This is a genomic window from Longispora urticae, from assembly GCF_053902585.1.
Window position 1 is genome coordinate 73,277 of the sequence record NZ_JAQZSH010000025.1, and the last position, 26,567, is coordinate 99,843.

The following is a 26,567-nucleotide window of genomic DNA, read 5'->3' on the forward strand; positions in this document are numbered from 1 at the left end:
CCGCCGCTCTTCGCGTTCGGGGCCTGGCACCCAGCCATGTTTCCCGGGGCGTTATCCGGTGTCGTGAGCCGTGACGGGCTGACACGATCACACGATGAACACCGCCACCTCGGACGCCGCCCGCTACTCCCTGCGCGGCCTGGCACTCGGCGACTCGTTCGGAGAGACCTGGTTCTTCCGCCCGGTAGCCGACCTCGACCGGCAGCTACGCGAGCGGGTGCTCGCCCCGGCACCGTGGCCGTGGACGGACGACACGGCGATGGCTGTCGAGGTGCACGGCATTCTGGTGAGCCACGGCGAGATCGTCCCGGACCTGCTCGCGACGAGGTTCGCTGACCGGTACCGGGCCGACCCGCACCGCAACTACGGCGCGGGAATGCACGACGTCCTCGCGGCGATCGCCGACGGCGAGCCGTGGGCGGCGGTGACCGGACGGCAGTTCGACGGCCAGGGATCGTGGGGCAACGGCGCAGCGATGCGGGTCGCACCGCTCGGCGCCTGGTTCGCCGACGATCTCGACCGGGTCGCCGAGCAGGCCCGGCTGTCCGCGACAGTCACCCACGCGCACCCGGAAGCCGTCGCCGGTGCCGTCGCGGTGGCGATCGCGGCTGCGCTGGCCACCCGGGGCGTCGACGCCGACGAGCTGATCGCCGCCACCGTCGCGCGCACACCCGCCAGCGAGGTGGCCACCCGGCTCCGCTGCGTCGGCGAGCTGCCGTTCAGCGCCGGACCGCGATCGGTCGCTGCCGAGGTCGGCTGCGGCGCCCGGATTTCCGCACCCGACACGGTGCCGTACGCGATCTGGTGCGCCGCCCGACATCTCGACGACCTGCCGGAGGCGCTGTGGGCCACCATCTCTGCCGGCGGCGACATCGACACCACCTGCGCGATCGTCGGTGGGGTCGTCGCCGCCAGGGTCGGACTGGGCCAGGTTCCCGAGGCGTGGCTGACGGCCGCCGAGCCATTGCCACCACGAGACCCGACGGCCTGAGCTGCCCGATCGACGCCGCGCAGTCGGATTGATCTTTATTCCCGAACATCGCCCGGGTGTCGGATATCCGAAGATCACATCGGGTGGGGTAGCGCACCCGGCCTCAGGCGGGGTAGAGCCATAGCCAGTGGTTCTCTCCGACGGATCGAGGCGAAGTTCTGTGGTGGGTCTGGAGCTGGTGGCAGGCGCGGCAGTGGCATATCTGTTGGCGAAGTGGCGCCGGGTCTCCGGACGGGCCGACGGCGAGGTCGACCGCGCGTTGGACGTCGGGATGGACCGGTTGCACGACATGATCGGCGCCAAGCTCGGCGACGACACCGCGCTGGCCAAGCTGGAAGCCGAGGCGGTGCTCGGTCCGGAGAAGCCGAGGACACGGCAGTGGCTGGAGACGGTCATCATCGACGCCGCGGAGACGGACGACGCCTTCGCGGAGAACCTCCGCCAGGAGGTGCAGGCCCTGCAGCGCCAGGACGTCCGGGGAACAGTGTCGTCGGGTGACCACAGCGTGAACGCCGGCGGGAACGTCAGCATCTCCAGTTCCGGGTCCGGGGTCGCCGCCGGCGTGATCCACGGATCGGTGACGCCGGGAAACCCTACCCAGCCGGGTCCGGCACAGGCCTGACCGCACCCGGGAACCGCCGGGCCGAGGCGTCCATCTCCGCACGGGAGTCGACCTACGCCACCGGCAGCGGCACGGCCATCGGGCAGGCCGAAAACGTCTACCTGACCCCTCCGACCCGGGAGGTCATCGCCCGGCCGGTCCACCTGGCCGCGGCTCCGCAGTGGTTGGAAGGCCGGGGCGAACTGCTCGCCGACATCAGGGGCCGCCTGACCGCGCCGGGCGGCCCCCAGTCCCGCATGGTCGTCCTGCACGGCCTGGGCGGTGTCGGAAAGACCAGCGTCGCCCTGCACTACGCCCACACCCGCCAGGGCGACTACGGGCTGATCTGGCAGCTTCCGGCCGAGGACATCACGACGTTGTCCGCCGCGCTCGGCGAACTGGCCGTTCAGCTCGGGGTTCGGGACCTGGGGGACGGCGTCGACCCGGTCCGGCAACTGCACGCCGTCCTGGCCGCACGGAGCGACCGGTGGCTACTGCTGTTCGACAACGCGACCGACCCGGCCTCGGTGCAGAGCATGGTGCCGCTGATCGGCAACGGTCACGTCCTGATCACCACCCGGAACGGGCACTGGCCCGCCGCGAACAGCCTGCTGGTACCGCCCCTGGACCCCGCCGACGCCACCGCGTTCCTCCTCCGTCGCACCGGGGAGTCAGAGGCGGAGAGCGCGTCCCGGCTCGCCGCCGACCTGGGCTGTCTACCCCTCGCCCTGGAACAGGCCGCCGCCTACGTGGGCTCCACCGGTCGGAGCCTGGCCGAGTACGCGCGGCGGTTCCACACCCAGAAGCAGGTACTCCTGAGCAAGGGTCAGCCCCTGGACTACGGGGCGACGGTCGCCACCACCTGGAGCCTCGCGTTCGCACAGCTCCAGGCGACCGCACCCGGCGCGATCAACATGCTGCGCTTCCTCGCCTGCTTCGGGCCGGACAGGATCCCCTACGAGTTGTTGCTGACGCAGGGCGACATCGGGACCGATTCAGGCGACGTCGCGCAGCTCCTCGAAGTCCTGCCCCGAACCGAGGTCGCCATCGACGACGCGGTGGCGGAACTGTTGGCTCTCTCCCTGATCAGCAGACCCAACCGGGGCGTCACCACGGTGCACCGGCTCGTCCAGGCCGCTACGCGGGACCTGAGCATCGGTGCCGACGCCGACGTGTGGCACGACCTCGCCACACGGCTTCTGCGGTCCGTTCTCCCCACAGATCCGACGCAACCGTCAACGTGGCCGCAGTACGCGCTACTGCTTCCCCACGCCCAGCACATCCTCAGCGCGGACCTGCCAGCAATGCGGGAGCTAGCACGATACGTCGGGCTCAGCGGAGACCCCCGCACCGCGATTCTTCTTATGACAGCGATCCTCGACGCGGATCTGGAGACCATCGGCGAGGAAGCCGTCGACACGTTGACAGACCGACACAGTCTGATTCGATGGACTGCGGAAGCCGGCGACATGGCCGGCGCTCAAGACCTGTTCGCCGCTCTGCTCACGCTGCGGGAACAAGTCCTCGGACCAGAACACCCGGACACACTGTCCAATTTGCACGACTTCGCGAGCTGCACAGACGGGGCCGGCGACTCGCGCACCGCACGTGACCTGTTCGCCAAGCTGCTACCAGTACGTCAGCAGGTTCTGGGTCCAGAACACCGCGACACACTCAACACCCGAAACAGTCTCGCCGGCTGTATAGGGAGGGCAGGTGAACCTGCGAAAGCCCGTGACATGTTCGCAGCGCTCCTTCCGATCCGTGAACGCGTCTTGGGCCCCGAACACCCGGGCACCCTCACCACGCGAAGCAACCTCGCGAGCTGGACCGGTGACGCCGGCGAACCGGCAAAAGCCCGCGACATGCTCTCAGTACTACTGCCCGTGATGGAACGCGTCCTGGGCCCCGAACACCCCGACACCCTCACCACGCTCAACAACTTCGCCAGCAGGACCGGAGAAGCCGGGGACCCAACGAAAGCCCGCAACATGCTCGCCGCACTTCTCCCCATCCGTGAACGCGTCCTGGGCCCCGAACACCCCGACACCCTCACCACGCACAACAACCTCGCGAACTGGACGGGGGACGCCGGCGAACCGGGAAGAGCCCGCGACATGCTCTCGGCACTGCTGCCCGTGGTGGAACGGGTCCTGGGCCCCGAACACCCCTACACCCTCACCACGCTCAACAACCTCGCCAGCAGGACCGGAATTGCCGGAGAACCGGCCAAAGCCCGCGACATGTACGCCGCACTAGTTCCCGTCGTCGAACGCGTCTTCGGCCCCGAACACCCGAACACCCGCAAGACCCGAGACAATTTGGCATTCTGGTGTCTGGGGCGGGCCGAGAGACGCCGTCAGACGCGGAGGCCCAGTCGACGATAGGGAAGCACCACCCGTACCCGGCGAATGGTTTGGCTTGTCCCGAGTTCGACGGATCGCCTGCCCCAGGCCCGCCCACCTGGTCACCGGCGGGGTCGACACCATGAGTTCCGGGCCCGAGAATGCGGGGACACACTCTCACCATTCACGGGGACCACCCAGTGCGCAGACACCACCTCCTCGGCCTCGCCATGGCCACCCTCACCACGGCCACCAGCCTCGTCACCACCGCCCCGGCCCACGCCGCCGTGGACCACACCTACATCTACGTCAACAACACCAACGAGTACTACCGGTGCTCCGACACCGGGACCGGGGACGTCGACCACCCCCTGTGCACCCTGACCGCCGGCATGGCCGCCACCGCGAACGGCGGGCATCTCACCGTCACCGGCACCTTCGAGGAGAACGTCACGGTGTCCCGGTCGGGCACCCCGGAGAACCCGTTCCGGGTGTCCACCTCGGGCACCGCGCAGATCCGCGGCGGGATCACCATCGCGGGCAGGCACGACGTCAGCATCAGTTTCTTCCACGTGTCCCCCTACGACACCCGCGCCGCGGTCACGGTCAGCGACTCGACCCGGATCCGGATGGACTACCTCCGGGTGAAGCCGGTGTACGGAACCGGTCTGCGGATGACCGGCGTCACCGATTCGGCGGTGAACAACCTGGAGGTCGGCAGCTACGCGGATCCCGGGATCGACATGGACGCCACGACGAGCGGCGTCACGGTCACCTCGGCGCAGGTCTTCACCGACTCCGCGGGCAACGACGTCGGGATCCGGGTGCTCGGTGCGGGCAACACGGTCACCCGTAGTCAGGTGATCGGGGCCAGGAGGTCGGCCATCCTCCTGGGGGCGGGGGCTTCGAACACGGTCGTGTCGTCGAACCTGGTCACCGGCACGGTCCGGGACAGTGTGGCGGTCGACAACGCCGGCGCGACGGGCACGGCGATCACGAACAACACCGTGACGGGTACGTGCGCGGCGGGTGTCCGGGTGTCCGGCGCCTCGTCGGGGGTGTCGGTGCAGAACAACGTGGTCTCCGTCCGGTCCGCGTCCGGGTGTGACCCGGCGAAGGCGGCGGGCATCGGGGTGTACGACGCCGCCGTGTCCGGCACCACGGTCGACCACAACACGGTCACGGCGGCCGCCGGGGCGAAGCCGTACGCGTGGACGAACCCGGTCGCCACCCTGGCGGCGTTCCGGACGGTCTCGGGGCAGGGCGCGCACGACTCCGACTCGACGGGGCCGTCGGTGAACGTGGACTCGGCGAACTCGGCCGCCCCGGGCTTCCCCGCCCGCGACTACTGGAACCAGGCCCGCCAGGACAACCCGGGCGTGCCCAACTCGGGTGTCGGTCCGGTCGGCTACGGCGACCGGGGCGCGCTCGAGGACGTGCGGGGACCGGAGGCCCGGCTCGTGCTGTCGTCCCCGGACGGTGGTGACACGGTCACGGCGGACGCCAGCGGTACGACGGCGGGTTGGGCGGCGACCGCGTCGTACAGGTTCGTGTTCGACGACGGCTACGAGGTCACCCAGGCCGGTCCGATCGTGTCGCACCCGTACCCGGGGCGCCCTCGTCGCCTGACGGTGCGGGTCGTCGTGACGGACGTGAACGGGATGTCGTCGCAGGAGACCCAGGAGTTCCAGCCGGGTGACGGCTTCACGCCGGTCGACCCGGTGCGGGTGCTCGACACCCGGGAGCGGATCGGCGTCGGCACCACCACCCCGGTCGCCCCGGGCGGCGTGGCGAGGATCCAGGTCAACGGGCGCAACGGCCTGCCGGCGACGGGGGTGACCGCCGTGACCATGAACGTCACGGTCACCGCCCCGACGGCTCCGGGTTTCCTCATGGTGGAGCCCGCGGGCGGCTGGACGTTCAACTCGAGTTCCAACCTGAACTGGGTCGCCGGTCAGACCGTGCCGAACCTGGTCGTGGTGGCGGTCATCGACGGCTTCGTGGACTTCCGCAACCGGAGCGCGGGCACCGTGCACGTGGTGGCCGACCTGGTCGGGTTCCACTCGCCGACGAAGGCCAGCCGTTACACCGCGACCAGCCCGGTGCGGGTGCTCGACACCCGGGAGCGGATCGGCGTCGGCACCACCACCCCGGTCGCCCCGGGTGGCACGGTGACCCTGCCGGTGGCGGGGGTCGGGGGCGTGCCGACGGGCATCACGGCGGTCACCCTGAACGTGACGGCCACGGAGCCGGCGGGCCACGGCTTCCTCACGGTGTACCCGGACGGGCGGCCCCGCCCCAACGCGTCCAACCTGAACTGGACCCCGGGGCTGACGGTCCCGAACCTGGTCGTCGTACCGGTCGTCAACGGCAGGGTCGCGTTCCGCAACACCAGTCCGGGCACGGTGCACGTGGTCGCCGATCTGGTCGGTTACCACACGTCGGGGGTCGGCAGCGCCTTCCACACCTCGGAGCCGCGCCGGCTGCTGGACACCCGGGCGGCCGTCGGTCACGCCGGCACGACGCCGGTCGCTCCGTACAGCTGGGTGGATCTGGATCTCTATCCGCTGATCCCCGAGTTCGGCCGGCTCAGCGGCGTGGTGCTCAACGTGACGGTCACGGAGCCGACGGCGAACGGGTTCCTGACGGTCTACCCGGGCACCGAACCGGCCCGGCCGAACGCGTCCAACCTGAACTGGCGGCCGGGGCAGACGGTGCCGAACCTGGTGATCGTGCCGAGCGGCGCGCACACGGTCCGGTTGTTCAACAGCAGCCCGGGCACGGTGCACGTGGTCGCCGACCTGTACGGCTACTACACGGGCTGACCGGGTCTCTCCGGGGCGGGTGCGCGCCCGCCCCGGAGCCGCCTACCGGGCTGAATGATTCAGACCCTGTATGTTTAGTTTTATGAAGAATGTCCAAATGGACAGCACGGTCGCGTTCCGGCTCAGCTCCCTCGCCGCCGTCGTCACCGACCAGTTCGCCGCCCGGATCGAGGTCCTCGGCCTCAAGCCCCGGCACGCCGACCTGATGGCGGCCGTGGCCGGCGGCGCGCCCCGCTCCCAACAGGACCTGGCCAGGACCCTCGGCGTCGCCCCGAGCCTGATCGTGGCGCTCGCCGACCACCTGGAAACCCTGAAGGCCCTGCAACGGGTACGCGACCCGCGCGACCGCCGCCGCCAGGTCCTGACCCTGACCCGCAGGGGCCGCACCCTGCTGGCCGCCTGTACGGCGCACGCCCGGGCCGTGGACGCCGACCTGACGGCGCGCCTCGTACCGCTGGAGCGCGACATGCTGCACCACGTCCTCGGCACCCTCGCACCGGGGCGGGCGGACACCTAGAGCACGCTGACCAGCCGGAACCGCTGGGCCACCATCAGGGTGTCGTCGGTGACCGTGAAGTCCGGGTCGCCGAGCGCGTCGCGCACCTCGGCGCTGTGCCAGAAGGTCTCGTGGTCCGTCCGCCACTGGGCGACCGTCTCGAAGCCCTCCCCCTCGTCGATCGCGTGCCGCAGGTCGCAGTCGCCGACCCGGATGATCCGGACCTCGGTCAGCTCGATCACCGCGACGGGCCGGGCGTCGGAGTCGATGACCACGGAGCGCTCGCCCGGCTCGGGCAGCGGGTCACCCTCGGTCTCGTAGTCGATGACCAGCCCGCTGGTGGTGGTCTTGGCTCCGGACAGGACCGCCGCGACGAGCTGGTCGCGGAGCGGGCCGGGGAAGGCGAACTCGAAGGTCGGCAGGTCCTCGTGGGTCATGCCCCGAACGCTAGACCAGCGGCGCTGCGATAACGATCCGAATTCGCTGGGCACCGGGGTCACCCGCCGGGTGTCGATGTCTGTACACATCGACGAAGGAGGTACCTGTGATCAGGTACGTCATCAAAAGGCTGCTCGCCGCGGTGCTCACCTTGTTCGCGATCTCGGTGACCACGTTCGCGTTCTTCTTTCTCGGTCCGGCCAATCCCGCCGCCGGCATGTGCGGGGCGCGGGTGTGCCCGCCGGAGCGGATCGCCGTCATCAACCACTGGTTGGAGCTCGACCAGCCGGTGCTGACCCAGTACTCGCACTACATGTCGGGGCTGTTCGTCGGCCGGACCGTGGGCACGGGTCCCGACGCGATCCGGTGCGACGCGCCGTGCTTCGGGCTCAACTTCCGCAGCAACGAGCCCGTGTCGGCCACCCTGGCCCGTGGCCTGCCGATCACCGTGAGCCTGGCGGCGGGGACCGCGGTGGTCTCCGTCCTGATCGGCGTCGGGCTCGGGGTGGTGTCGGCGCTGCGCCAGGGCGGCTGGATCGACAAGTTCTCGATCGGCTTCACCCTGGTCGGCGCGTCCACGCAGAGCTTCTTCCTGGGCCTGCTCCTCCAGGGCGTGTTCGTGTACCAGCTCGGCTGGCTGCCCCGCGCCGAGTACGTCAGCCCCATGGTCAGCCCGGGCCGCTGGTTCGCCGGGATGTTCCTGCCGTGGCTCACCCTGGGCCTGCTCAACGCGGCCATCTTCGCCCGGCTGGCCCGCAGCGAGATGGTCGAACTCCTGCCCGAGGACTTCGTCCGCACCGCCCGGGCCAAGGGGGTGAAGTCCAGGAGGATCAGTGTGCGGCACGTGTTGCGCGCGGGCCTCAGTCCGATCCTGACCCTGCTGGGCATCCAGTTGGGGGGCACGCTCGGCGGTTTCGTCATCGCGGAGGCCGTGTTCGGGATGAACGGGCTCGGCCGGCTGGCGGTGACCGCCGCCGACCAGCAGAACCTGCCGGTCATCATGGCCGTCGTACTCATCGGAGCGGTGTTCGTGGTTCTGGTGAACCTGGCGACCGACCTGGTCTACTCCGTCCTCGATCCCCGGGTGCGCACCGGCTGACCGGGGTGGCACGAAGTGTGGATACGCGGTCTTGCCGCGGCCTTCTACAGTGTTGATCACACGGACAGACGGAGGAAAGATGAGCACGGAGTTCTACGAGGCGGATGTCGACGGCGACGGCCACGCGGACAACGTCCAGTACGACCAGCACGCGGACGGCACCAGCGACGTCCTCATCGACACCAACCACGACGGCGTCGCCGACTACGAGGCCTCCGACACCGACGGCGACGGCCAGTTCGACTATGTCGCGGCCGACACGGACCACGACGGCACGCACGACGTCGAAGCGTGGGACAAGAACAGCGACGGCACCTTCGACCAGGCCAACGTGGACACGAACTCCGACGGCGTGGCCGACTACTCGGGCAACCCGTGGGGTGCCGCGTAACAGGGAACTGCTGGCTGGGGCCCGGAGACTGACGTCTCCGGGCCCCAGCTCTCTCTACCCTGCTCGCCGTGGGAGTCGCCACGAGGTCGGGGGGAGACGCGCCGCGCTCGGGTGAGCGACTGGGCGAACCGACGGGTCGGGCGTCGCGCGCGGTTCGGGGAGCGATGCTGCGCGATCGGCGTCACAGGGTGGTCTGGGTCAGAAGCGTGGACTCGGCCGGCGGTCCCTGCCGGTGAACGTGTCCCGCCTGTTGGTACCGCTACTGGTGATCACTCCGGTCACAGCTGGCAGGTGCCCCCTCTCCTCAGCCGGCTCCTCGCTCCGCCACTCGGGCAGGGCGCGCATGCCGGCGATGTCGTGCCGGGCCGTCCAGGCCTCGCGCCACGGCTTACGGGCAGCCGCAGCCGCACGTTCCGCGAGGCGGCGCGGGGCGCAGGACCAGGCTCGGCCGCACCATACGCACAGTCCGCGCTCGTCGGGCCGCGAGTGCCGCCGGAGCATGAACTGAGCGTCGCGCCATAACAGAGGGTCCGTGACGTCCGCCGGAGTTTCCTCGGCCAGATCGACGGTGACCATCTTCTAACTCCCCCCATCGGGTGGTGACCCTCTGGAAGAACCTCCGGACACAACGTTATTTCTCCATGCCTCGCTGTCATCGGACAAGCTGTGCGATTTTCAAATTGGTCCGGGGTTGACGTTGCTAAGGTGCTTAGCTAAGCTCCTTAGTTATGACGACGACGAAGTTCCTCGACCTGCCCGACGGCCGCCTCTCCTACGATGACCAGGGCGAAGGCCCCCTCGTCGTGTGCGTGCCGGCCATGATCGGGCTGCGCTCGGAGTTCCGGCACACCACCCCGCTCCTGGTCGCCGCCGGATTCCGGGTCGTCACCGTCGACATCCGCGGCATGGGCGAGGCGAGCGTGACCTGGCCGGCCTACGGCAGCGGGCCCACCGGACACGACGTCCTCGCCCTGGTCCGGCACCTCGACGCGGGCCCGGCGCTGGTCGTCGGCTGCTCCTCCGGGGCCGGCTCGGCCGTGGTCGCGGCGGCCACCGCCCCGGAGCTGGTCTCCGGGATCGTGCTGCTCAGCCCGTTCGTCCGCGACGCGAAGGGCGGCCTGGCGATGACGCTCGTCAGGGCCGCGGCCCGGATCCCGGGCGTGGCGGGTGCACTGTGGAAGAGCCACTACGTCCAGATGTACCCCGGGGTGAAGCCCGCCGACTTCGACCAGGAGCGCGCCCGGCTCGCCGCGAACCTGGCCCAGCCCGGCCGGGGCGCGGTGGCCAAGGCCTACATTTGCGACATGACGCACGCCGAGGCCGAGAGCCTCCTCCCCCGGGTCACCGCGCCGACCACGGTCGTGATGGGCACCGCCGACCCCGACTTCCCGGACCCGGCCGCCGAGGCCGCCTGGGTGGCCGAAACCCTGGGCGGGCGGCTCGTCATGGTCGAGGGCGCCGGCCACCACCCGCACGCCCAGGCGCCCGGGCAGGTCGTCGCCGCGATCCGGGAGCTGGCCGGTGTCTGAGCCCACGACCCCCCCGGTGTCCGAGTCGCGGCTCGGGCGCAAGGCCGGCCTGACCACCGCGAGCGTCATCGCCGCCGCCGCCGACCTCGCCGACGAGATCGGGCTGCACAACCTGACCCTCGCCGTCCTCGCCGACCGGCTCGGGGTCCGCTCCCCCTCGCTGTACCGGCACGTCAACGGCCTGCCGGAGCTGCAGTTCCAAATCGCACTCCGGGGGGTACTGGACCTGGCCGACGCCCTGTCCGGCGCCACCGACCTGGCCACCATCGCCCACGCCTACCGGAGGTACGCCGTGGCACACCCCGGCCGGTACGCCGCCAGCCTGCGCGCCGACCCCCGGCTCGACGAGGCGGGCGGGCGCGCCCTGGCCCCGATGTTCGCCCTGCTCGCCACGTACGGGGTGCCCGACACGGACCGGGTGCACGCCGCCCGGATCGTCCGCAGCATGCTGCACGGGTTCGTGTCGCTGGAGCTGGCCGGGGGCTTCGGCCTGCCCGACAGCCTCGACGAGACCTACGAGCGCCTCGTCGCGGCCGTGGAGGCGGGACTCAGGCGCTGAACGGGCTCTCGTAGGGCACGCCCATGTCGGCGAACAGCTCGGCGGCGCCCCGGGACAGCTCGCGGGCCTCGCCGTCCCTGCCGAGCGCCAACTGGGTCCGACCGAGGCCGTCGAGGGCCCTGGCCAGCATGAACCGGTTGCCCGCCTCCTCGGCGAGGTCGTGGGCCCGCTGGTGGCTGTCGAGGGCGTCGGCGTATCGGCCCTCGGCCAGGGCCACCTCGCCCAGCCCGTGCCGCACCTCGACCTCCATCTCCGCGTCCTGGAGGACCCCGTTGAGCTCCTCGGCCTTCAGATTGCAGGCCAGCGCGGCGGCCAGATCACCGGAGCGCAGTTCGACCATGCCCAGGCCGACCTGGGCGCTCACCTCCCCCAGCCGGTGGCCGGACTCGGTGCACCGTTCCTGCGCGCCGGCGAAGTAGAACCGGGCCTCCTCGAACCGGCCAGCCTGCTCGTGCGCGGTGCCCAGGTTCATGTAGGCGTTCAACTCACCGGTGCGGTTGCCGAGTTCCTCCTGGATCGCGAGCCCCTCCAGGTACAGCCGCACGGCGGTGTCGACATTGCCCAGTCGCTGCTCGACGGTGCCGAGCCCCATCAACGCGTACGCCTCGACGGTGCGGTTGCCCAGTTCGCGACCGTGCTCCATGGCTTCCCGGTGCTGCTGGGCGGCCTCCCGGTACCGGCCGAGCTGCCAGTACAGGTTGGCCAGGTTGATCAGGGAGGTGCCCTCGCCGGTCCGGTCACCGGTCGCGCGCTGGTGCTCCAGAGCCTGCAGGTAGCACTCGGCGGCCTGCCCGTACCGGGCGAACTGCCAGTCGATGATGCCCAGGTTGATCAGCGCCCGGCCCGCCCCGGCCCGGTCCCCGATGGCCAGGTGGTGGCCGAGCGCCTCGCGGGCGTGCTCGGCGGCCCGGTCGAACTGGCCCAGGCGCCAGTAGACGACGCCCTGGTTGCGGAGGCCGTCGGCGAGCCCGGCCACGTCGTCGTGTTCCCCGCTGATCCGGATCGCGTGGCCGTGCAGCACCGAGGCGTCGGCGTAGTGGGCCTGCTCGTCCAGGTAGCGGTACAGGATCGTGGAGAGCTGGCTCGCGAGGTGCGGGCCGCCCCCGGGCAGGCCGGCCAGTACCACCAGGTTCAGTCGCTCGGCGTCCAGCCAGGCCGTCGCGTGTTCCCGGTCGCGGAACGGGGCGACCGGGGTACCGGGCACGCCCAGCCGGGGTCGGCGGTCGGCCTCGTGCGGCACGAGCACGTCCATGGCCGCGGCGGCGGTGTGCAGGTAGTGGTCGGCGAGCCGGCGGTACGCGGTCGACCGGTCCGCCGCCGGGTCCGTGGCCTCGGTCAGCGCCCGGGCATGGTCGCGGAGCAGGTCGTGGAAGGCGTACCGGCCCGGCTCCGCCACCTCGATCAGGTGCGCGGCGGCCAACCGGTCGAGCAACAGCGCGGCGTGCACCGCGGTGGTGCCGACGAGGCTCGCGGTCGCCGCCGCCTCGAAGTCCGTGCCCGGGACGAGCGCGAGCAGCCGGAACAGCCGACGCTGGTCCGCGGTGAGCTGGTCGTAGGACTGGTTGAACGTGGCCCGGACGGACGCCTGCTCGTCATCGGCGACCTGGAGCCCGGCGAGCCGGCCGCCGTCCCGCAACGCGGCGGCGTGCTCGGCGATGGTCCGCCCCGGCCGGTCGGCGAGCAGCGCGGCGCTGATCCGGACCGCGAGCGGCAGGTGCCCGCACAGGGCGGCCCACTCGGCGGCGGCGTCCGGCTCGGCGGCGATCCGGTCGGCGCCGACGATCCGGGCGAGCAGCGCGACGGCCTCCGCCGGGGCGAGCACACCCAGGGTGAGCCGGTGCCCGTCCGCTTCCGTCAGGGCGGCCAGCCGGTCCCGGCTGGTGATCACCGCGAGGCTGCCGGGGTCGGCGGGCAGCAGCGGGCGGACCTGCTCGGCATGGTTGGCGTTGTCCAGGATGATCAGCATCCGCCGGTCGGCCAGCGCCGCCTGGTACTGCGCGGTCGCCTCCGCCAGTTCCGGGGAGATCTGCTCGGCGGGCACCCCCAGGGCGCGCAGGAACCGGGCGAGCGCCTCGATCGGCTGGACGGGCACCGCCGCCGAGTAGCCGTGCAGGTTGACGTACAGCTGGCCGTCGGGGAACCGGTCGCGGACCCGGTGCGCCCAGTGCACGGCCAGGGCCGTCTTGCCGATCCCGCCGAAGCCCGCGATGGTGGAGATCACCACGGACGACCGCGGCGCGCCGTCCGGACCCGGGGCCATCCCGTCCAGCCGTTCGAGTTCGGCGTCCCGGCCGACGAAGTCCCCGATCACCGGCGGCAGTTGCGCGGGTCCGGGCTTGCGCGGGGCGGCGTACACCAGGGTCGGATCGTCCCGCAGGATCCGGTCGCGCAACGCGGCCAGTTCGGGCCTGGGGTCGAGCCCGAGCTCGTCCTCCAGCAGCGCGCGGGCCGCCTCCGCGACGGCCAGGGCCTCGTCCCGCCGGCCGGACCGGTGCAGGGCCAGCATCCGCGCCTCGACCAGGGCCTCCCGACGGGGGTACCGGGCGCACAGCGCGGCCAGTTCGTCCAGCACCCCGGCGTGCAGGCCCAGTGCCAGCTTCGCCTCGATCCGCGCCCCCGACACGGACGCGTGCAGCTCCTCGAACAGCGCCCCGCTGGTCTCACGGATCCGGTCGGTCGCGTCGGCGCCGAACAAGGGCCCCTGCCACAGGGCGAGCGCGCGGTCCAGCAGCTCCACCTTCGCGGCGGGATCGGCGGTCGCGTTGGCCTCGTCGGACAGCGCCCGGAACCGGTGGATGTCCACCAGGTCGGGGTCCCCCTCCAGCACGTACCCCGGCGCCCGGGTCAGCAGCCGGAACCCGTGCCGGTCGGCGCCGGCCCCGGCCAGCCGGCCACGCAGCCGGGAGACGTGCACGTGCACCGCGCCCCGGCCGGGCCCCGGGTCCCCGTCCTCCGACAACTGGTCGGCCAGCCGCTCCACACTCAGCACCGTGCCGAGGTCCAGCAGGAGCAGCCCCAGCAGCCGACGCTCGCCACGCCGCCCCAGAGGAACCGCCTGACCAGCGACAACAACCTCAACCGCACCCAAAGCCCTGAACATCATGTCGAGAGGCTAACTCGGCGCCCACCCGCCGGGAGCGGCACAGTCGCCGTCCAGGTCGGCCCCCCTGTGCCGCCCCCGCTTCCGAGCCCACGTGGCTGCGGCTACCGGAAGCCGGCCAGGAACGCCGGCGCGCGCGCGAACGCCGGGCGGGTAACGCGGCGTACCCATCTGAAGAACTTGATCTAGCTATTCAACTCTTGATCGAAGGCGAAGTGGCCCGGTGTGGGCGAGGCTGGCAAGCATCGTCCACACCGGGTCCAAACGGCCCCTAGTCGGTGAGGTGGGCCAGGAGGTCCTGGCGGGTGACGACGCCGCGCGGCTTGCCGTCGATCAGGACCAGCGCCGCATCGGCCTTCGCCAGCAGGCTCACGGCCTCCCCGACCGGCTCGCCGCCGCCGATCATCGGCAGCGGGGCCGACATGTGCTGCTCGATCGAGTCGTGCAGGCTCGCCCGGCCGCTGAACACGGCGTCGAGCAGGTCGCGCTCCACCACGGAACCGACGACCTCGGCCGTGACGACCGGCGGCTCGGCCTTGACGACCGGCATCTGCGAGATGTGGTACTCCCGGAGGATGTCGATCGCGTCGCGCACCGTCTCGGTCGGGTGGGTGTGCACCATCTCCGGCATCGCGCCGCCCTTGCCGGCCAGCACGTCGGCCACCGTCATCGTGGCGTCGCCGGTGCGCAGGAAGCCGTAGTGCGCCATCCACTTGTCGTTGAAGATCTTCGACAGGTAGCCCCGGCCGTTGTCGGGCAGCAGCACCACGACGACGTCGTCGGGGCCGGCGTTGCGGGCGACCTCGAGCGCGGCCACCACGGCCATGCCGCACGAGCCGCCGACGAGCAGGCCCTCCTCGCGGGCGAGCCGGCGGGTGATGTCGAACGAGTCGCTGTCGGACACCGCGATGATCTCGTCGCAGACGTTCTGGTCGTAGGCGGTCGGCCAGAAGTCCTCACCGACACCCTCCACCAGGTACGGCCGGCCGGTGCCGCCCGAGTAGACCGAGCCCTCCGGGTCCGCGCCGATCACCCTGACGCCCGGGTTCTGCTCCTTCAGGTAGCGCCCGGTGCCCGAGATCGTGCCGCCGGTACCGACGCCGGCGACGAAGTGCGTGATCCGCCCCTCGGTCTGGGTCCACAGCTCCGGACCGGTCGTCTCGTAGTGCGAGCGCGGGTTGTTCTCGTTCGAGTACTGGTCCGGCTTCCACGCGCCCGGGATCTCCGTGGCGAGGCGGTTGGACACGTTGTAGTACGAGCGCGGGTCCTCCGGGGCCACGGCGGTCGGGCACACCACGACCTCCGCCCCGTACGCGCGCAGCACGTTGATCTTGTCCTCGGAGACCTTGTCCGGGCAGACGAACACGCACTTGTAACCCTTGGTCTGCGCGACCAGGGCCAGGCCCACACCGGTGTTGCCCGAGGTCGGCTCCACGATCGTGCCACCCGGCTTCAGCAGCCCGTCCCGCTCGGCAGCCTCGATCATGCGGCTGGCGATGCGGTCCTTGACGCTGCCGCCCGGGTTGAAGTACTCCACCTTGGCGAGCACCGTCGCCTGGATCCCGGCGGTCACGCTGTTCAACTTGACCAGCGGAGTGTTGCCTATCAGATCAACAACATTGTTGTAGTACTGCACGTCACGTGCCTTCCTGACTTGGGCGGTAGTCGTTACCCCGAGCGTACCGGTGGCCCCAGGTCAGGGTCCGCGATGCCGGTTACCCGACGCCGCCCGATATCGGCCCGGAAATGTCGCCTGGGCGCGATAACCTCACCCCATGAACCGGTTCGCGAAGGCGGCCGCATACGGCGGCGGTGGGCTCGGCCTGGCGAGCGCCCTCCTCACGGGCGTGCTGTTCGGGCAGGTCCAGTGGGCCAAACGTGTCATCCCGCTCCCGGACGCCCCGCCGCCCGACGGCAGCGGCCACTATCCCGGCGACGGCCCCACCCTCCGGATGGTCATGCTCGGCGACTCCTCCGCCGCCGGCCTGGGCGCCGACCACCCGGCCCAGACCCCGGGCGCGATGATCGCGGCGGCCCTCGGCCAGCCCGTCGACTACCGCTGCCTGGCCGTCGTGGGCGCCGACAGCCGGCACCTCGCGCCCCAGGTAGAGGCCGCGCTCACCGAGCCGGTCGACCTCGCGGTCATGATCATCGGGGGGAACGACGTCACCCACGGCGTCCGGCCCGGCACCGCCGTCTCGCTGCTCACCGCCGCCGTGAAGGCGCTCCGCGAGCACGGCGCGCAGGTCGTCGTCGGCACCTGCCCCGACCTGGGCACCATCCAGCCGATCCAGCCCCCGCTGCGCTGGGTCGCCCGCACGCTCAGCCGCCAGCTCGCCGCCGCGCAGACCACGGCCATCGAGGGGGCCGGCGGACACGCGGTGCAGCTCGGGGCCCTGTTGGGGCCGGAGTTCCTGGCCGCGCCGGAGGAGATGTTCAGCGCGGACAGATACCACCCCTCCGCCGCGGGGTACGCGGCCGCGGCCAACGCCCTGCTGCCGGCCGTGCGGGTGACACTGACCCGGGAAGCCGCGTGACCCCTCCGATGACCACCCCCAGCCCCCAGGAGCCGTCGTGACCGCCAGGACCAAGCTCGGATCGCTCGGCAGGGGCGTCGGCCTCGCGGCGGCCGGCCTCGTCGGCCTCGTCGCGGTGGAGGCGGCCATCGCCCGCAGCAGGAGGTACGCGCGCCCCCAGCTCAGCCTCGCCCTCCGCAGCAGCGTCGGCCGCTCCGGTGCCCCCCTGCGCCTCGTGCTGCTCGGCGACTCCACGGCGGCCGGCGTCGGCGTCGAACGGTTCGGCGACACCGTCGGCGGCCAGCTCGCCCAGCTCCTCGCCGACGACGGCCGCCGGGTGGAACTGTCCAGCGTCGCCGTCGCCGGAGCCCGCTCCACCGAACTGGCCACCCAGGTCGCCCGCGCCCTCCTCGGCCCGCAACCCGACATCGCCGTCGTCCTGGTCGGCTCGCACGACGCCGTCCGGCCCGGCAGGATCGACAGCGCGGCCGCCCAGCTCGGCGGTGCCGTCCGCCGGCTCCGGCGCGCCGACGTGCCCGTGGTCGTCGGCACGTGTCCGGACCTCGGCGCGGCCCGGGCCATCGCCCAGCCGCTGCGCGCCCTGGTCAGTCAGCGGGGGCGGCGGTTGGCCCGGGCGCAGGACGAGGCGGTGCGGGAGGCCGGCGGGGTGACCGTGGACCTGGCGGCGGAGACCGGGGTGCTGTTCCGGACGGACCCGGGCACGCTGTGCTGGGACGGGTACCACCCCTCGGCGGACGGCTACCGGTTGTGGGCGCACGTGCTGGCCCCGGCCGTGGCCGCGGCCCTCGGCGAGCGCTCACCCCGGGCCTGACGCCGGCACAGGATCCGCGCGACGGCACGACGGGGCGCGATCATTCAAGAGTCGTGGGCCGACGCTGACGGTCGCGCGCTGGCGCGGCCAGCCGTGCCCCCTCCACGTCGAGTGCCCGTCACCCCGGCGACCCCACCTGCCCGGCTTCACCGCCCGAGCCCTCCACGTCGGGGCGCGCCGTGCCCAGGTGGGATCTCGCGCGCGACCAGCACTGCTCGAACTCGTCGCCCCCGACCGGCTCCCAGTCCAGCCGGTCCGTCGGGGACAACGCCACCTCGGCCAGTACCCCGAACCGCCGGTGGTAGGCGCCGATTCTGCCGGCGTCCAGCTCCGCGAACCACTCCCGCATCGAGGCGGCGACCCTCGGCGTCAGATCCGGCCCGGACAACTCGACGTGCCGGGTCACCCAGCCCTCGTCGTCCAGCTCGAAGAGGAACCACACGTCCTCGTCCGCCCAGTGCCTTCGTACCCGTCGAAGCATTGGTTGATCTCAGCACCTGACCGGCCCATGGAAAAGGGCGGCCGATGGGAATCCCCACCGACCGCCCCCGAGAGTTCTAGGAGAGCCGCTCCAGGACGAGCGCCATGCCCTGGCCGCCGCCCACGCACATCGTCTCCACGCCGATGGACTTGTCGTGCCAGTTCAGCGAGTTGAGCAGGGTGCCGGTGATCCGCGCCCCGGTCATGCCGAACGGGTGCCCGACCGCGATGGCCCCGCCCTGCACGTTGAGCTTCTCGATCGGGATGCCGAGATCGCGGTACGAGGGGATGACCTGGGCCGCGAAGGCCTCGTTGATCTCGAACAGGTCGACGTCGGACACGGTCATGCCGGCCCGCGCGAGGGCCTGCCGGGTGGCCTCGACCGGCCCGAGGCCCATGATCTCCGGGGACAGCCCGGTGACGCCGGTGGACACGATCCGGGCGAGCGGCGTGAGCCCCAGCTCCCGGGCCCGGACGTCGCTCATGACGACCACGGCCGCCGCGCCGTCGTTCAGCGGGCAGCAGTTGCCGGCGGTGATCAGGCCGTCGGGGCGGAAGACGGGCTTGAGCCCCTCGACGGCCTCCATGGTGACGCCGGCGCGCGGGCCGTCGTCGGTGCTGACCACGGTGCCGTCGGCGAGGGTCACCGGGGTGATCTCGCGGGCCCAGAAGCCGTTCTTGATGGCTTCCTCGGCGAGGTTCTGGCTGCGGACGCCGAACTCGTCCATGTCCCGCCGGGTGACGCCCTTGAGCTGGGCGAGGTTCTCGGCGGTCTGGCCCATCGACAGGTAGATGTCGGGGAGTTCGCCGTCGGCGCGCGGGTCGTGCCAGGTCTGGCCACCGGCGGCGGCGAGGTCGGAGCGCTCCTTGGCGCGCGCGAACGCCGGGTTCTGCCAGCCGCCGCCGACGGCCGCGGACGCCGCGTCGGGGAGCCAGTCGGAGTTGCCGCGCGCGTAGCGGGAGACGGCCTCGACGCCGGCGGAGATGAACACGTCGCCCTCGCCGGCCCGGATCGCGTGCAGCGCCATCCGGGTGGTCTGCAACGACGAGGCGCAGTACCGGGTGAGGGTGGCGGCGGGCAGGTTGTCGTACCCGAGGAGGATCGAGACGACGCGTCCCATGTTGAAGCCGGCCTCGCCGCCGGGCAGGCCGCAGCCGAGGTACAGGTCGTCGATGGTGTTCGGGTCGAGCTCCGGCACCTTGTCGAGGGCGGCCCGGATCGCGGTGGCGGCGAGTTCGTCGGGGCGGACGTCCTTCAGCGAGCCCTTGTGGGCGCGGCCGATCGGCGTACGGGCGGTGGCGACGATGACAGCTTCAGGCATGGCGACAGGTTACCCCTTAGTAACAAAGGGCGGGCCGTGACTCAGGTCACGGCCCGCCATCACTCTGTGCAGGCTATCTACGCAGGTAGCTGATCAGCCGGAGAACTTCCAGGTACAGGAAGATCAGGCCGACGAGCAGGCCGAAGCCCATCGCCCAGGCGAACTTCTCCGGCATGCCGTGCCGGATGCCCTGCTCGATCATGTCGAAGTCGAGGACGAGGCTGAGCGCCCCGACCACGATCACGGCGATGCTGAACACGATCGGCAGCCAGCCGACCTCGCCGGTCAAGTTGGCCCGGATGCCGATGCCGGTGCCGTTGCCCGAGACCAGGCGCACGACGAGGTCCACCAGCATCAGGGCGACGGCCCCGATCAGCGCGCCGACGACGATCTTGGTCAGCTTCGGGCTGTTCCGGATGACCTTGAACTTGTAGAGCATGGCCATGCCGAAGAAGATGCCGAACGTGGCGACCACGGCCTGGATCACGATGCCGTTGTAGACCGATTCGAACGCCCGACTGAACACGCCCAGGAAGACGCCCTGGAGCACCGCGTAGGCGCTGATCACGATCGGGTTGGTGACCTGCTTGAACGAGATCACCAGGCCGACCACGAGACCGATCAGCGCGGCGCCGGCGGCCACCGGCCAGCCGATGGAGTCCGGCAGGAGCAGCCAGCTGGCCGCGCCGGACACGCCCGTGATGGCGAGGAGGATCACCGTGCGGACGACGACGTCGTCCATGGTCATCGTGCGGACCTCGGGGGCGCCGTAGCCCGGCGCGCCGTACGGAGCCGGGTAGCCCGGCTGGGTGTAACTGTTGCGATCCTGGACCGCGCCAGCGACGACGCGGCCCAACGCACCGTTGGAACTCTTCAACTCTGGCCTCATAACCTCTAAGGGTAGCCGGATGTACCCAAGGGTAGCTGGGCTTGGCCTGGGAGTGTGCCCGGAGCGGGGGTCGAACCCGCACGCCTTGCGGCAGCCGATTTTAAGTCGGCCGTGTCTGCCATTCCACCACCCGGGCGCGAGAGCGCCCGTCAGGTCGCTCCGTTAGGGGCCACGGTAGCCCGAACTGGCCCCTCCTTGGTACCCGCTTACTCCGTTAACGTGCTCTACGTGACACGCAGATGGCCGCTGGATGTGGCGGCAGGGATGGGATATTTGGCGATTGCCGCTTTTCTGACTGCGGGGTTGTGGTCAGATCCCAGTACCCGGGCGTTGGCGGTGAACCCCGCCGACCAGACCCTGATCGAATGGTTCCTCGCCCAGGGCTCGCGGATCTGGCTCGGGGACCTGTCGCTGGTCACCGACCGGATGAACAGCCCCGACGGGATCAACCTGCTGACCAACGCGACGAACCTGCTGGCGGGGGCGCTGCTGGCCCCGGTGACGTTCGCGTTCGGGGCGCCGGTGTCGTTCGCGGTGCTGGTCGCGGGGAACCTGGCGGGCACCGCCTTCGGCTGGTATCTGCTGTTCGCCCGGGGCTTCGGGCTGCACCGCGCGGCGGCGGCCGCGGCCGGGGGGCTGTGCGGGTTCGCCCCGGCGATGATGTCGCAGTCCAACAGCCATACCCATATCACAATGCAATGGCTCTTACCCCCCATTGTGTACTGTCTGTTGCGGCTCACCCGGGCCCAGACCCCCGTGCGTACCGGGATCGCGCTCGGTCTGATGATCGTGGCCCAGTTCTTCGGCGGCCAGGAGGTGCTGTTCTTCGCGGCGCTGACCCTGGCCCTCTTCACGGCCGCCTACGCGCTGTTCGACCGGGCCCTGGCCAGGCGGGCGTGGCGACCCCTGCTCGTCGGGCTGGGCGTGGCGGCGGGCCTGGGGGTGGCCGTCCTCGCCTACCCGCTGTGGGTCGAGTTCAGCGGCCCCCAGTCCGTGCCGAACGGCCCGTTCTCCCCGGACTTCTTCTCCGCCGACCTGTCCAGCTACGCCAGGTTCTCCCCACTGTCCTGGGCCGGCCGCGGCGGGGACGGCGGCAGCTTCGCCCCGAACCCGACGGAGATGAACACCTTCCTCGGCGTCCCACTGCTGATCATGCTGGCCGCCTCGGTGGCCTTCCTGTGGCGGCATCCCGTGGTGCGCTCCGCCGTCGTCGTGGGGCTCGTGATGGCCTGGCTGTCCCTCGGCCCGACCGTCATCGTGGCCGGCGAGGCGACCGGCTTCCCGGCGCTGTACAAGCTGCTGCACGGCCTGCCCGTGATCGACGGGGCGCTGCCGAGCCGGTTCGCGCTGAACCTGCTGCCCCTGATCGCGGCGGTGCTGGCCCTGACCCTCGACGCGGCGCTGCGGACGGAGGGCGTCGCCCGGTACGTGATGCCGGCCGCCGCCGCGGTCGCCCTGGTGCCGATCGTGCCGCTCCCCCTGGAGACGGTGCGCCGGCCGGCGGTGCCCGTGTTCTTCACCGCCGGGCACTGGCGGACGTGCGTGCCGACCGGCGGGGTGCTCGTCCCGGTGCCGCTGCCGACGCCGACCGACCCGGAGTCGCTGCGCTGGGCGGCGGCGGCCGACGCGGCGTTCGGGGTGCCGGAGGGCTTCTTCATCGGCCCGTACGGCGGGAACGGCAACGCCAGCATCGGGGTGTACTCGCAGCCCACCGCCGGCCTGCTCGCCGAGGTGCGCAAGTCCGGCACCGTGCCGGAGATCACCGAGGAGGGGCGCCGGCAGGCCCGGGCCGACGTTGGGCATTGGAATGCATCATGTATTACTCTCGGGCCAACAGTGCATCGCGACGAGCTGAAGGCGACACTGGACCTGCTGTACGGCCCCGGTGAGCGCGTCGCCGATGTCTGGGTGTGGAGGGTACAACCGTGAGTGATTTCGTCACCGGTAGTCACGACTGGCCGGTAACCGAGGCCCTGACCGAGTTCATGAAGATCGGCTGGGCGGACACCGAACGCTCGCCGGAGCCCGACGAGCAGGCACCCTGGGCCCAGGCCCGGCGCAAGCGGCTCGCGGCGGCCTTCCCCGGCGAGCGGGTGATCGTGCCGGCCGGCCGGATGATCGCCCGCTCCAACGACCAGGACTACCGGTTCCGCCCGCACTCGGCGTACGTGTGGCTGACCGGCGACCAGACCTCCGACGGCGTCTACGTCCTCGAACCGTCCGGCGAGGGCACCCTCTACCTGCGCCCGCGCTCCAACCGCTCCGACGGCGAGTTCTTCACCGACCGCCGCTACGGCGAGCTGTGGGCCGGCCGCCGCCCCACCCTGCGCGAGTCCGCCACCACCCTCGGCGTCGACACCCGGCACATCGACGAGCTGGTCCTCACCGGCCCGGCCCGGGTCCTGCGCGGCGTCGACCACACCATCGACCGCCTGGTGCCCGCGATCGGCGACGGCACCCGCGACCTCGAACTCGCGGCCGTCCTCGCCGAACTCCGCCTGGTCAAGGACGAATGGGAGATCGCCGAGCTGCGCCGCGCCTGCGAGTCCACGGCCCGGGGCTTCGAGGACGTGGTACGCGCCCTGGAGTTCGCCAAGTCCGGCGGCGGCGAACGCTACCTGGAGGGCACCTTCTGGCGGCGGGCCCGCACCGAGGGCAACGACGTCGGCTACCAGTCGATCGTGGCCGCCGGCTCGCACGCCACCACCCTGCACTGGATCGAGAACAACGGCCCGATCCTCGACGGCGAGCTGCTGCTCCTCGACGCCGGGGTGGAGCTGCGCTCGCTGTACACCGCCGACGTGACCCGGGTCTTCCCGATCTCCGGCCGCTTCACCCCCCTCCAGCGCGACGTGTACGAACTGTCCCGCCGCGCCAACGACGCCGCCCTCGGCGAACTCCGCCCCGGCGCCGACTACCGCGACTTCCACCGGGCCGCCATGAAGGTGATGGCACACGGCCTGGAGGACCTGGGCGTGCTCCCGGTGTCCGCCGAGCAGGCCCTCGACCCCGAGTCCACGATCTACCGCCGCTGGACGCTGTGCGGCTCGGGTCACATGCTCGGCCTCGACGTGCACGACTGCGCCCGTTCCCGGGCGTCGAAGTACCTGGACGGGAAGCTGGAGGTGGGCCACGTGCTCACCGTCGAGCCGGGGATCTACTTCCAGCCCGACGACCTGCTGATCCCGGCCGAGCTGCGCGGCATGGGCTTCCGGATCGAAGAAGACCTGGCGATCACCCCCGACGGGTACGAGATGCTGTCCGACCAGCTGCCGCGTACCGCGTCCGATGTGGAGGCTTGGATGGCCGACCTGGTGCGTTGACACACCAGGGCGGCCGGGTAGCGCGGGGTCTCGGGCTTGGTGTCGTACCCCGGCGCTATCGTGCCGGGCATGTCCTCACGCCCAGACCTGCCGGCGCTGCTCGCCGGCTCCGGCAGTACCACCCACGACGGCGCCACCTTCACCCTGCGCGCCGAGCACGTGGGGGAACTGGTGATGCCCTCCGGCGAGCTGGTCGCCGGCGATCCGTTCATGCTCGACTACGCCGACGGCTTCACCGTCACCGTCCCGCCGGGCAGCTACCCGGTCCGGGCGGTCGTCGCCGACCTGGTGAACCCGCGCGGCCCACAGTCCCGGACCGCGGCGCTGTGCCTCGTGGTCCGCTCGGAGGAGGTCACCTCCTGGGAACCGGCGACCTGGGCCGACGACACCGACCCGGGCTCCGACGCGGCCGGCAGCTTCCTGGTCGACGCCGGTTCGGGCTGCCTGCTGGACCGGGTCGCGGCCGAGCACTACCTCGAGGTGGGCTACGACGCGTTCGACGAGGTGCTGTCCAACCCGCGACAGGAACCGGTGCCGGGGCTGGTGGTCACGCCCGTCGAGCCGGAGTCGGGCGCCAACCTGGTCGCCGTCGAGTCGGGCTGGGGCGACGGCCGGTACCGGACCTGGATCGGGCGGACGGCGGCCGGCGAGGTCGCGGCGTTCGTCACCGACTTCGGGATCTGGCCGGAGCCGGAAGGGACCTGAGCCGCCGGCCGGCCTCCCCACCAGGCCCTAGGGCTGGGCCCACAGTTCGCTGCCGGCGGACGAGTCCAGGCAGTAGAACGCCGACCAAGCCGCTGAGACCAGAGCTGCGCGCACCGACCAGGCGGGGACATGGAAGGGCCCCGGCCGTCACCCGACGACCGGGGCCCACCAGTACCCGGAAAACGGGTTCAGAAGGAGTCCTCGCGCCACTCGTGCTTCGGCGCCTGGAGCTGGCCGAGCGCGATGACCTCACGCTTGAGGAACAGCGCCAGGGTCCAGTCCGCGACCACCCGGACCTTGCGGTTCAGGCTCGGGATCCGGCTCATGTGGTAGGTCCGGTGCACCCACCAGGCCGCCACCCCACGGATCTTGAAGCCGAACAGGAACGCGACACCCTTGTGCAGCCCGAGGCTGGCGACGGAGCCGGCGTACTTGTGCCGGTACTCCTTCGGCTCGCGTCCCCGCACGACCGCCGTGATGTTGTCTGCCAGCTGGGTGGCCTGCCGGACCGCGTGCTGGGCGTTCGGCGCGCAGGTCGCGCCCGGCTCGGTCTCGGCCATCGACAGGTCGGGTACGCGGGCGCAGTCGCCGGCGCTCCACACCCCGTCGAGGGGGATGTCCCCGTCGACCACCCGCAGGTACGCGTCGCAGGTGACCCGCTTGCGGTCGTCGCGGGGCAGGTCGGTGGAGTCGAGCATCGGGTGCGGCTTGACGCCGGCCGTCCACACGATCGTGTCGGACTCGAAGGTCTCGCCGTCGGAGAGCACGACCTTGCCGTCGACGCAGGACTCCAGCCGGGTCGAGAGGCGGACGTCCATGCCGCGCTCGACGAGCTGCACGGCGGTGTACGCGCCGAGTTCCAGGCCGACCTCGGGGAGGATCTTCTCGGAGGCCTCGACGAGTACCCAACGGAGGTCCTTGCGCTCCAGCTCCGGGTAGTAGCGCAGGCCGTCGTCGACCATGTCGGCCATCTCGGCGAGGGCCTCGATGCCGGCGAAGCCGCCGCCGACGAAGACGAAGGTGAGCGCGCGTCGCCGGGTGGCGAGGTCCGCGGTGCTGGCCGCGATGTCGAGCTGGGCGAGGACCTGGTTGCGCAGGTAGATCGCCTCACCGATCGTCTTGAAGCCGATCGCGTTCTCTTTCAGGCCCGGGATCGGCAGGGTCCGGGACACCGAACCGGGGGCCACGATGATGTGGTCGAACCCGGTCTCCCATTCCGGCCCGACGAGGGGCTGGATGGTGAGGGTCTTGGTCTTGTGGGACACGGAGGTCACCAGGCCGGTGATCACGTGGCACTTGTTGCGGAGGATGCGGCGCAGCGGCACGACGGCGTGCCGGGGCGAGATGTTGCCGGCTGCCGCCTCGGGCAGGAACGGCTGGTAGGTCATGTGCGGCTGGGGATCGATGACAATGATCTCCGCCTCGCGGGACTTGAGTTTGCGCGACAGCCTCAGAGCTGCATAAAGGCCGACGTGGCCGGCCCCGACTACGACAATCCGCTTCGCCATGTCCTCATGATGCGCCGCGTCGGGGGGTCCGTAGCGCCAGGTACGCCAATATTGCCGCCGCCAAGATCGCGCCGGCCACGCCGAGCAGCGGAAACACCAGTGAGGAGCTGGGGCTGACACCACTGGAGAGCGTGACCACGACCACCCCGAGAACGGCCGTGATCAACATCACCCCGACCGTTCGGGCAAACCACCGCAAAAGCACTGCGGGCAGAACCACGGCGTCGAGGGGTACGGCGGCCGCCAGCGCGCACGCCGAATGCTGGAGATACAGGGCACACGCGACGGCCACCAGCGCCGCCGTGGACCGGCCCCCGCCGTCCATGGCCGTACCGATGAACCACAGCGCCGCCGTGCTCAACTGCACCATGGTCACGAACGGGCCGCCCGGCGCGAGCGCGACGACCGCCGCGAGCACCGAACCGGCCATCATCACCGGGCCGGTCAGCAAGGTGCCCGGCAGCGCGATCCCGAAGGCGCTCACCCCGGTCGCGAACACGATCGCCCGCAGCAGGAGCGGGCCGGGCGCGATCCGGCTGATCGTCTTGGCCAGCGTGGTCAGGTTGTTCATCGCGCCGCCCTCTTCGCAGTCGCCTTCGGCGCGGTGGTCACCGTGGG

The 26,567-nt window shown here is 71.3% G+C and carries 22 protein-coding genes and 1 tRNA gene; 14 read left to right on the plus strand and 9 right to left on the minus strand.

Annotation, left to right across the window (positions count from 1 at the left end):
• Window positions 1-94: 94 nt before the first annotated feature.
• From PT931_RS15795 to PT931_RS15815, 5 genes are all read left to right on the plus strand, one after another.
• Window positions 95-991 carry an ADP-ribosylglycohydrolase family protein gene (locus tag PT931_RS15795; protein WP_456246495.1) on the plus strand — a complete coding sequence of 299 codons (897 nt, stop codon included), beginning with the start codon at window positions 95-97 and terminating at the stop codon, window positions 989-991.
• Window positions 992-1,184: 193 nt separating this feature from the next.
• Window positions 1,185-1,613 carry a hypothetical protein gene (locus PT931_RS15800; RefSeq protein ID WP_456246496.1) on the plus strand — a complete coding sequence of 143 codons (429 nt, stop codon included), beginning with the start codon at window positions 1,185-1,187 and terminating at the stop codon, window positions 1,611-1,613.
• 164 nt (window positions 1,614-1,777) lie between these two features.
• Window positions 1,778-3,979, plus strand: a complete 2,202-nt coding sequence (gene fxsT / locus PT931_RS15805) for an FxSxx-COOH system tetratricopeptide repeat protein (RefSeq protein ID WP_456246497.1) — start codon at window positions 1,778-1,780, stop codon at window positions 3,977-3,979.
• A gap of 158 nt (window positions 3,980-4,137) precedes the next feature.
• Window positions 4,138-6,762 (plus strand): right-handed parallel beta-helix repeat-containing protein, encoded by a 2,625-nt coding sequence (locus tag PT931_RS15810; protein WP_456246498.1) that lies wholly within the window; start codon window positions 4,138-4,140, stop codon window positions 6,760-6,762.
• An 82-nt stretch (window positions 6,763-6,844) separates the two neighbouring features.
• Window positions 6,845-7,279 carry a MarR family winged helix-turn-helix transcriptional regulator gene (locus PT931_RS15815; protein ID WP_456246499.1) on the plus strand — a complete coding sequence of 145 codons (435 nt, stop codon included), beginning with the start codon at window positions 6,845-6,847 and terminating at the stop codon, window positions 7,277-7,279.
• On the opposite strand, the gene PT931_RS15820 is transcribed toward PT931_RS15815, so the two are convergent.
• Complete coding sequence (locus PT931_RS15820; protein WP_456246500.1) at window positions 7,276-7,695, minus strand: ASCH domain-containing protein; 420 nt, start codon at window positions 7,693-7,695, stop codon at window positions 7,276-7,278. The genes PT931_RS15815 and PT931_RS15820 overlap by 4 nt on opposite strands.
• Window positions 7,696-7,802: 107 nt before the next feature.
• Between PT931_RS15820 and PT931_RS15825 the strand changes: the two genes are divergently transcribed.
• From PT931_RS15825 to PT931_RS15840, 4 genes are all read left to right on the plus strand, one after another.
• Window positions 7,803-8,795: an ABC transporter permease gene (locus PT931_RS15825; RefSeq protein ID WP_456246501.1), complete on the plus strand. Its 993-nt coding sequence runs from the start codon at window positions 7,803-7,805 to the stop codon at window positions 8,793-8,795.
• A 79-nt stretch (window positions 8,796-8,874) separates the two neighbouring features.
• On the plus strand, window positions 8,875-9,186 hold the full coding sequence (locus PT931_RS15830; protein ID WP_456246502.1) for a hypothetical protein: 312 nt from the start codon (window positions 8,875-8,877) through the stop codon (window positions 9,184-9,186).
• Between the two features lie 728 nt (window positions 9,187-9,914).
• On the plus strand, window positions 9,915-10,715 hold the full coding sequence (locus tag PT931_RS15835; RefSeq protein ID WP_456246503.1) for an alpha/beta fold hydrolase: 801 nt from the start codon (window positions 9,915-9,917) through the stop codon (window positions 10,713-10,715).
• A complete protein-coding gene (locus PT931_RS15840) occupies window positions 10,708-11,274 on the plus strand; it encodes a TetR/AcrR family transcriptional regulator (protein ID WP_456246504.1) in 567 nt (188 codons plus the stop codon). Before PT931_RS15835 ends, PT931_RS15840 begins: the two co-directional genes overlap by 8 nt.
• Here PT931_RS15840 and PT931_RS15845 read toward each other — a convergent pair.
• Both PT931_RS15845 and PT931_RS15850 read right to left on the minus strand, forming a co-directional pair.
• Window positions 11,264-14,377 (minus strand): tetratricopeptide repeat protein, encoded by a 3,114-nt coding sequence (locus PT931_RS15845; RefSeq protein ID WP_456246505.1) that lies wholly within the window; start codon window positions 14,375-14,377, stop codon window positions 11,264-11,266. The genes PT931_RS15840 and PT931_RS15845 overlap by 11 nt on opposite strands.
• A gap of 268 nt (window positions 14,378-14,645) precedes the next feature.
• Window positions 14,646-16,010: a cystathionine beta-synthase gene (locus PT931_RS15850; protein ID WP_456246506.1), complete on the minus strand. Its 1,365-nt coding sequence runs from the start codon at window positions 16,008-16,010 to the stop codon at window positions 14,646-14,648.
• 139 nt (window positions 16,011-16,149) lie between these two features.
• On the opposite strand from PT931_RS15850, the gene PT931_RS15855 reads away from it, so the two are divergent.
• Together PT931_RS15855 and PT931_RS15860 are read left to right on the plus strand one after the other, a co-directional pair.
• Entirely contained in the window at window positions 16,150-16,911 is a 762-nt protein-coding gene (locus PT931_RS15855; RefSeq protein WP_456246507.1) for an SGNH/GDSL hydrolase family protein, read from the plus strand.
• 37 nt (window positions 16,912-16,948) lie between these two features.
• Window positions 16,949-17,722 carry an SGNH/GDSL hydrolase family protein gene (locus tag PT931_RS15860; RefSeq protein ID WP_456246508.1) on the plus strand — a complete coding sequence of 258 codons (774 nt, stop codon included), beginning with the start codon at window positions 16,949-16,951 and terminating at the stop codon, window positions 17,720-17,722.
• Between the two features lie 118 nt (window positions 17,723-17,840).
• On the opposite strand, the gene PT931_RS15865 is transcribed toward PT931_RS15860, so the two are convergent.
• From PT931_RS15865 to PT931_RS15880, 4 genes are all read right to left on the minus strand, one after another.
• Window positions 17,841-18,203, minus strand: a complete 363-nt coding sequence (locus PT931_RS15865; protein WP_456246509.1) for a hypothetical protein — start codon at window positions 18,201-18,203, stop codon at window positions 17,841-17,843.
• Window positions 18,204-18,279: 76 nt separating this feature from the next.
• On the minus strand, window positions 18,280-19,524 hold the full coding sequence (locus PT931_RS15870) for an acetyl-CoA C-acetyltransferase (protein WP_456246510.1): 1,245 nt from the start codon (window positions 19,522-19,524) through the stop codon (window positions 18,280-18,282).
• Between the two features lie 73 nt (window positions 19,525-19,597).
• Window positions 19,598-20,401, minus strand: a complete 804-nt coding sequence (locus tag PT931_RS15875) for a Bax inhibitor-1/YccA family protein (RefSeq protein WP_456246580.1) — start codon at window positions 20,399-20,401, stop codon at window positions 19,598-19,600.
• 67 nt (window positions 20,402-20,468) lie between these two features.
• Window positions 20,469-20,549 (minus strand) — tRNA-Leu (locus tag PT931_RS15880).
• Between the two features lie 167 nt (window positions 20,550-20,716).
• On the opposite strand from PT931_RS15880, the gene PT931_RS15885 reads away from it, so the two are divergent.
• The 3 genes from PT931_RS15885 to PT931_RS15895 all read left to right on the plus strand — a co-directional run bounded on the left by PT931_RS15885 (window position 20,717) and on the right by PT931_RS15895 (window position 24,441).
• Window positions 20,717-22,342 carry a hypothetical protein gene (locus PT931_RS15885; protein WP_456246511.1) on the plus strand — a complete coding sequence of 542 codons (1,626 nt, stop codon included), beginning with the start codon at window positions 20,717-20,719 and terminating at the stop codon, window positions 22,340-22,342.
• 56 nt (window positions 22,343-22,398) lie between these two features.
• Window positions 22,399-23,736, plus strand: a complete 1,338-nt coding sequence (locus PT931_RS15890; RefSeq protein WP_456246581.1) for an aminopeptidase P family protein — start codon at window positions 22,399-22,401, stop codon at window positions 23,734-23,736.
• A 69-nt stretch (window positions 23,737-23,805) separates the two neighbouring features.
• Window positions 23,806-24,441 carry a DUF4241 domain-containing protein gene (locus tag PT931_RS15895; protein WP_456246512.1) on the plus strand — a complete coding sequence of 212 codons (636 nt, stop codon included), beginning with the start codon at window positions 23,806-23,808 and terminating at the stop codon, window positions 24,439-24,441.
• A gap of 188 nt (window positions 24,442-24,629) precedes the next feature.
• Here PT931_RS15895 and PT931_RS15900 read toward each other — a convergent pair whose 3' ends face one another.
• Together PT931_RS15900 and PT931_RS15905 are read right to left on the minus strand one after the other, a co-directional pair.
• Window positions 24,630-25,949, minus strand: coding sequence for an NAD(P)/FAD-dependent oxidoreductase (locus tag PT931_RS15900; RefSeq protein WP_456246513.1), 1,320 nt, complete (start codon window positions 25,947-25,949; stop codon window positions 24,630-24,632).
• Window positions 25,950-25,953: 4 nt separating this feature from the next.
• Entirely contained in the window at window positions 25,954-26,520 is a 567-nt protein-coding gene (locus PT931_RS15905) for a hypothetical protein (RefSeq protein ID WP_456246514.1), read from the minus strand.
• Between the last annotated feature and the right edge of the window lie 47 nt (window positions 26,521-26,567).

Coding starts and splice junctions, on each gene's coding strand:
- PT931_RS15820 (WP_456246500.1), bottom strand. CDS start 7,695: ATGACCCACGAGGACCTGCCGACCTTCGAGTTCGCCTTCCCCGGCCCG.
- PT931_RS15855 (WP_456246507.1), top strand. CDS start 16,150: ATGAACCGGTTCGCGAAGGCGGCCGCATACGGCGGCGGTGGGCTCGGC.
- PT931_RS15890 (WP_456246581.1), top strand. CDS start 22,399: ATGAAGATCGGCTGGGCGGACACCGAACGCTCGCCGGAGCCCGACGAG.
- PT931_RS15895 (WP_456246512.1), top strand. CDS start 23,806: ATGTCCTCACGCCCAGACCTGCCGGCGCTGCTCGCCGGCTCCGGCAGT.
- PT931_RS15815 (WP_456246499.1), top strand. CDS start 6,845: ATGAAGAATGTCCAAATGGACAGCACGGTCGCGTTCCGGCTCAGCTCC.
- PT931_RS15835 (WP_456246503.1), top strand. CDS start 9,915: ATGACGACGACGAAGTTCCTCGACCTGCCCGACGGCCGCCTCTCCTAC.
- PT931_RS15865 (WP_456246509.1), bottom strand. CDS start 18,203: ATGCTTCGACGGGTACGAAGGCACTGGGCGGACGAGGACGTGTGGTTC.
- PT931_RS15905 (WP_456246514.1), bottom strand. CDS start 26,520: ATGAACAACCTGACCACGCTGGCCAAGACGATCAGCCGGATCGCGCCC.
- PT931_RS15900 (WP_456246513.1), bottom strand. CDS start 25,949: ATGGCGAAGCGGATTGTCGTAGTCGGGGCCGGCCACGTCGGCCTTTAT.
- PT931_RS15795 (WP_456246495.1), top strand. CDS start 95: ATGAACACCGCCACCTCGGACGCCGCCCGCTACTCCCTGCGCGGCCTG.
- PT931_RS15830 (WP_456246502.1), top strand. CDS start 8,875: ATGAGCACGGAGTTCTACGAGGCGGATGTCGACGGCGACGGCCACGCG.
- PT931_RS15845 (WP_456246505.1), bottom strand. CDS start 14,377: ATGATGTTCAGGGCTTTGGGTGCGGTTGAGGTTGTTGTCGCTGGTCAG.
- PT931_RS15870 (WP_456246510.1), bottom strand. CDS start 19,524: ATGCCTGAAGCTGTCATCGTCGCCACCGCCCGTACGCCGATCGGCCGC.